Below are 6,000 nucleotides of genomic sequence, written 5' to 3' on the forward strand. Positions count from 1 at the left end.
CGACGGGCGGATGATCGGATTCGTGGGTGAGTCGAGCGACGCGTGGCCCCCACTGTGCCCGGTGCATCCGTCGCGCTGGGTCGAGGGAGTGCTGGTAGTGCCGACCCGCCAGGTGGGCCGGTAAAGCCGGCGTTGCGGGTGCTCTGCCGGCGCCTGAGGCAGCATGTAGGCCGATGGTCCGACCCTGGTTGGCGACCGAATCGATCGCGAAAAGGAGAGGATTGAGCCCACTCGTCACCAGTGAATTTTTTCAACCTGAACCGCGCGGCGCGTCCGCCCCGACTTCCACCTCCGGCCACGACGGACCGCAAGGGGAGGTTGAAAAGGTTCAGTGTTGCCCACACGATCGCGGCGATCGCAGCCGTGATCACTGCGGTGGCGGCGTTGCTCATCGCCAGGTCAGTCCTGCTGATCAGCAGAACCTGCAGGCGAGCCACCGATCAGCCGCGTCAACAACGGTGCCGATCCCTACATCTGGAGCATCTCGTGAGCCCTGGGTAGGGAAGGGCACCCCAAGCGCGAGAGCGCATCATGCCGGGGTGCCCTTCTCCGTTGTGTGGCGGGTCAGGTCGCTTGGAGGTCGCGTCGGCGGAATCCGAGCAGGCCTGTCGCGACCAGTGCGGCGGCGATGACCGTGAGGATCACCAGCGGCGAAGCGGTGAACTCCTCGGCTGGCATGCGGGGGATGTGAGTGTAGGGAGACAGGTCCTGCATCCAGTCCGGTACCTGGAGCAGTGCGCCGAAGTAGACGATGAAGATGGCGTACCCGAGCAGCGCCCAGGCGAGGCCGATCGCGCGGGGTACGACGCCGAACACGGTTATCGCGAGGCCGGCGGTGACCCACAGGGCGGGCGCGTACGCCAGCGTCGCGCCGAGGACCCGCCAGAAGAAGACGTCGTCGTTCATGGCGGTCGCGGCGCCGAGGCCGAGGCCCATGCCGGCGGCCGTCAGCAGGGCCAGCCCGCCGACCGTGCCGATGGCAACGTGGGTGGCGACCCAGCGGATGCGGGACAGGCCAGTGGCCAGCACCAACTCGGCCCGCCCCGAGGTCTCCTCGCGCCGCGGTCGCAGCCCGGCGATCACCGCGAAGATGGTGCAGACGATGGCGAGCAGCGCGATGATCATCGACAGCCACGACTCGGTGATCGTGGCGCCGCCGATGTTCTCCATCATGTCCTGGATGACCTGGTTGTCGGCGTAGTCCTCCATGACGTCGACGGCCGAGCCGTAGGCGAGGCCGGCCACGAGCATCGCGATGGTCCACCAGACGACACTTGCGCGTTGCAGCCGCCACGCGAATCCCGCCGGTGTGCCCAACGCCTTCGAGGCGGTCGTCGCCCCGGTGCGTTCGGCGCGGAGGCCGGCGCCGACGTCCCGCCGGCCGCTCAGCGTGAACGCGGCGATGACCAGCGCCGCCGTGGCCGCGAGCGCGAGCCCGATCGGCCACCAGTTGTCCTCGACGTACGGGGCGGAGGCTTGGGCCCAGCCGATCGGTGAGAGCCAGGACAGCGCACTGTCACCGACGTCGCCGATGGCGCGCAGGGCGTAGGCGACGCCGATCAGTGCGCCGGCCATGCCGGAGGCCGCCCGGGCGTACTGCGTGAGCTGCGCGGTGACCGCGGCGATGCCGGCGAAGACCAGGCCGACCGCCGTGAACGCCGCACCGAACACGACCGAGCCGGACCAGTCGACGCTTTCCACGCCGCTGCTGCCCATCCCGAGGGCGATCAGCGTGCCGAGCACCAGGTTGGCGCCGGCCACGGTGACCAACGCGGCGGTCATCGGGGCGTACCGCCCCACCACGTTGGCGCGGATGAGTTCGGCGCGGCCCGTCTCCTCCTCGGCGCGGGTATGCCGGATGACCATCAGCACGCTCATCAACGCCACGAAGATCACCATGAAGCCGAGATACTCGTTGCTCATCATGGCGCCGTAGCTGTAGTTGTCCAAGCCGTGGCCAGGGCCGGTCATGGCCTTCATCGCCGGGTTGTCACCGATGACCGATGCTTGGTTCAGCCGGTCGGCCTGGCTCGGGTAGAGCCCTTCGTAGGTCGACGGCGCGCTGACCTGGACCAGCGTGATGCCCGCGAGCCAGGCCGGAATGCGCACGCGGTCCCGGCGCAGGTTGAACCGGACCAGGGTGGCGGTTCCGGTCAGTACGTTCCCGGTGCCGGCGCGGCCGGTCGGCGCGGGTGCCCTGGTGGCGGTGGCGGTGCTCATCGCGCCACCTCTGCCCGGACTGCGGTGCCGTTGCCGTGTAGTTCGTCGCCGTAGTGGCGGAGCATGAGCTCCTCGAGGGTGGGTGGCTGGCTGGTCAGGCTGCGGATGCCGAACTCGGTCAGCGCGCGGACGGCGCCGTCGAGGTGCTCGCCGTCGACGGCGAACCGGACCCGGTGGTCCCCGGTTTCCAGGTCGTGCACGCCGGGTAGGTCGGCCAGGCCGGTTACCGGCCGGGCGGTGTCGGCCTCGACGGTGGTACGGGTCAGGTGCCGCAGCTCGGCCAGGGTGCCGGACTGGACCACCTTGCCGAGCCGGACGATGCTGACCCGGTCGCACAGCTTCTCCACCTGGGCCAGGATGTGGCTGGACAGCAGCACGGTCTTGCCGGCGAGCTTCGCCTGCCCGATGAAGTCCTGGAAGACGACTTCCATCAACGGGTCGAGCCCGGCGGTCGGCTCGTCGAGCAGCAGCAGTTCCACATCGGAGGCCAGCGCAGCGATCAGCGCCACCTTCTGCCGGTTGCCCTTGGAGTAGGTGCGTCCCTTCTTGCTCGGGTCGAGGTCGAACCGTTCGAGCAACTCCGCGCGACGTTGTCTGTCCAGGCCCCCGCGTAGTCGGGCGAGCAGGTCGATGGCCTCCCCGCCGGTGAGGTTTGGCCACAGGTTCACGTCGCCGGGCACGTACGCCAACCGCCGGTGCAGGCCGACGGCGTCGCGCCACGGGTCGCCACCGAGCACGGTGGCGCGGCCGGCGTCAGCGTGTAGCAGGCCAAGTAGCACCCGGATGGTGGTGGTCTTGCCCGCGCCGTTCGGGCCCAGGAAGCCGTGCACCTCACCGGTGTTCACGCTGAGGTCGAGCCCGTCCAGGGCTTTGGTCCGGCCGAAAGACTTGGTCAGGCCGGAAATCGTGATCGCGGCGTCAGTCCGCGTGTTCATCTGGTGCTCCTCGTTGTGTGAGGGACGAACATGAGTGCAGGGGTCGATGGCCGGGCGACCCGAGGCGACGGTCGGTACATGTGGCCGTGTCCACGGGGGTGTCGTCCAGCGCGGCGCCCAGAGAAGGGCACCGAGTAAGTGAGGAGAGAAAGGCGCTGGTCAGCGCGGCGGGTCGGAGTCGGCCTTACGCGCCGCGGCGTGCGAGCAACGCATGCGGCCAATCGGCGTACGTCGCACCGCAACCCGCTGCGCCCAGCCGCCGAGCAGGCTGGACCAGCAGGAGCGGACGGCCGCCGGGCGGTCACCCATGGTTGCCTGGCGCACGCGCGGCACGACCTCGACGTGGTACTCCTCCCACCGACGCACGTGCTCCTCGCCGTACTCGGCTCGGGGGAAGTCGAAGAAGTCCCGCAGCTCGGGTAACCGTTCGCGTTGCTCGGGGCGGTCGTCGCCGATGATGGAAAACCCGATCGGCGACTTCGGTACCGGCGTGAAGTCGGGCAACCCGCGACCGCAGGATCGTGCCCGGCCACCCGGCTCAAGTCGGTGGTGGGCAGCGATCGGCTTCCCTACTGGCCGATTGCCGCTGTCGCGTAGCTCGCGGCCAACCAGGTCGTCGGGAGTGCGGACAGGTGGCTCCTCTAGCGGGTGGCGGTGGTGCACGGTGCCCCCTGGCGCCGATTCGCAGGAGTGCCCGCCGGTACGGCGGCCGCGTCGGGGTCCGGGGCGTGCGCTCCCCACGGACCTGGAGCCGCCGCTTGTCGTCTTGCCGAGATCATCAGGTGGCCTCACGGGTCGGGGAAACACGTATCTGACGTTGCCGACCAGACTTCCCGGCGCACCTAGCTGTCAGCGTACGGGTAGCAGTGCCGGAATGCACGCGCGATATTCGGCCGCGACCTTTCACGGGCGACCCGTGCCGTGAACGCAGTGACGTACCGGCCTCCATCGCCAGTGCGACATGGGGTTAGGCCCTGACTCGCGCCTACCTGAACCATCGGGGGATCCCGTGGGGCGCGGTCCGTGACGCATGACCTCAGGGCAGTTCCTAGCCGAGCCGCCTCGGCCGGTCCCTGTCCCGCGACCTGATCGAAGCCGTGTGCGGCGCCCTCGCCCCGGAAGCCACCCCGGATGGCCGCCGGAGGCTATCGCGCGAGGCGGCGCAGCGCGCGAGGCGCGAGCAGGAGGATCCACAGGCCGGTGCAGATGGTGCCGCTGGCGATGACGGCCGGGTGCGGCCCGTCCCAGGCTCGCAGGATCCAGTACGTGGGCAGCGGCGCGAACGTCCACCCGGCCGCTCCGGGCAGCCACCAGGCGGCGAGCGGGGCGTGGCTGGGCACCCCGAGCGCTTTGACGGTGGTGACGCCGTCGACGCGGTTACCGGCCACGGCCAGCGCGGCGAGGGTGAAGGTCGGGGCGAGCGGGATGGCGAGCAGGCAGGCGCCCCATGCGGACGCGGGGACCTGCCCGGACAGCGGCGCGGCGACGGCCAGGCCGGCCGCGGCGAGGCCGGTGACGAGGGTGAGCCGGTAGCCGAGGTAGCGGCCCACGCCCAGCGGCGAAACCCGGATGGCGTGCAGCGCCCCGTCGTCGCGGTCGTCGAGGATTATCAGCGCGCCGATCATGCCGGCGATGACGGGAACGTGTACGACGACGGCGAGCAGTGTGATGACCGGCAGGTAGCCGCTGAGGTCGAGGCCGTGGACGCGTTCGGCCCAGCCGGCCAGGGGTGGCAGCGCGTAGCGCAGGACGAGGCCGAGGAGCAGCGGGCTGGCGGCGATCGGCGCGATGATCGCCTCGCGGGTGATGTTGGCCAGATCGGCGCGCGGGTAGGAGGGCCGGCCTCGGGCGACGGGGCGGCGGCGGGTGGGTCGTGTTCGGTGTGGGTCGGGTCCGGCGATGGCGTGGACCGCGTAGGCGATGGCGGCGGCGGTCCACACAGCGAGGTAGCCGAGCAACTGCCACGCCGGGTAGCTGGCGACGCCGCGCAGCAGAGCCAGCGTGCCGGTGGTGGGGACCGCGTACCACGCCGGCCCGGTGAACAGCCCGGCGGCGACGGCGAGCGGCACGGCGAGGAGCGGGGCGAGCGGCCACGGCGCGACGGTCAGGAAACCCATGACGGTACGGCGGCGCGCGGCCATTCCCACGCCAGCGGCGAGCAACAGCAGGGCGGTCAACGCGATCACGACGAGCGACACCAGGATGCCCGCTACGCGGGCGGCCAGCAGAACCGGCACGGCCGCCAGCACCGTCAGCATCCACAGTGGCACGATCCGGGCCGCGACGAGACTGGCTGGTCGAACGGGGCTGACAGCAAGGGCAGCAGTGATCCCGGTGGCCCGGTCGGCGACGGTGAGGGCGCCGGCGACGAACGTGCCGACGGTGGCGACCTCGATGAACAGCAGGTACGGCACGGTGGCCGGCAGCACGGCAGCCAGGACGGTCCACGGCACGACGAGGCCGGCCACGAGGGCGGGAACGTGGTGCCGTGCCTGCACCAGCCACCCGGTGCGCATGAGCACACCGCTGACGGTCACAGCGTGCCGCCGGTGACGGCGACGAAGACGTCCGCGAGGGACGCTTCCCGGGTGTGGATGGTCCGTACGGTGCCGGTGGCCAGAATCTGGCGTAGTGCCGGGTCGGCGGTGCCGGCATACTCCCGACCGTGCAGAGTACCGTCGGTGACGTATTCGACCGCGACGGTGACCGCGCCATGAGCCATCCGCAGCGCGCGGGGTGTGTCGATCGCGGCCAGCCGACCGTGGTGGATGAACGCGACCCGGTCACACAGCTCGTCGGCGGTGGCCATGTCGTGCGTGGTGAGGAATACCGTGCGGCCGGCGGC

The 6,000-nt window shown here is 70.7% G+C and carries 4 protein-coding genes and 1 pseudogene; all 5 read right to left on the minus strand.

Features of this window, described 5'->3' with window-relative positions:
• Positions 1-564: 564 nt before the first annotated feature.
• A complete protein-coding gene (locus tag R6Y94_RS38040) occupies positions 565-2,220 on the minus strand; it encodes an ABC transporter permease (protein WP_318401486.1) in 1,656 nt (551 codons plus the stop codon).
• Entirely contained in the window at positions 2,217-3,155 is a 939-nt protein-coding gene (locus tag R6Y94_RS38045; RefSeq protein WP_318401488.1) for an ABC transporter ATP-binding protein, read from the minus strand. Before R6Y94_RS38045 ends, R6Y94_RS38040 begins: the two co-directional genes overlap by 4 nt.
• Positions 3,156-3,314: 159 nt before the next feature.
• Positions 3,315-3,659 carry a hypothetical protein gene (locus R6Y94_RS38050; protein WP_318401490.1) on the minus strand — a complete coding sequence of 115 codons (345 nt, stop codon included), beginning with the start codon at positions 3,657-3,659 and terminating at the stop codon, positions 3,315-3,317.
• Positions 3,660-4,300: 641 nt separating this feature from the next.
• Positions 4,301-5,671, minus strand: coding sequence for a hypothetical protein (locus tag R6Y94_RS38055; protein ID WP_318401492.1), 1,371 nt, complete (start codon positions 5,669-5,671; stop codon positions 4,301-4,303).
• A gap of 17 nt (positions 5,672-5,688) precedes the next feature.
• A pseudogene (locus R6Y94_RS38060) lies at positions 5,689-6,000 on the minus strand (ABC transporter ATP-binding protein); the annotation flags it as partial.

The sequence above is a fragment of the Plantactinospora sp. KLBMP9567 genome (assembly GCF_033446045.1).
In the GTDB taxonomy this organism is placed as follows: Bacteria; Actinomycetota; Actinomycetes; order Mycobacteriales; family Micromonosporaceae; genus Plantactinospora.

Excerpts from the sequence above, each read along its gene's own strand:
- R6Y94_RS38040 (WP_318401486.1), bottom strand. The coding sequence starts at position 2,220 with ATGAGCACCGCCACCGCCACCAGGGCACCCGCGCCGACCGGCCGCGCC.
- R6Y94_RS38045 (WP_318401488.1), bottom strand. The coding sequence starts at position 3,155 with ATGAACACGCGGACTGACGCCGCGATCACGATTTCCGGCCTGACCAAG.
- R6Y94_RS38055 (WP_318401492.1), bottom strand. The coding sequence starts at position 5,671 with ATGCGCACCGGGTGGCTGGTGCAGGCACGGCACCACGTTCCCGCCCTC.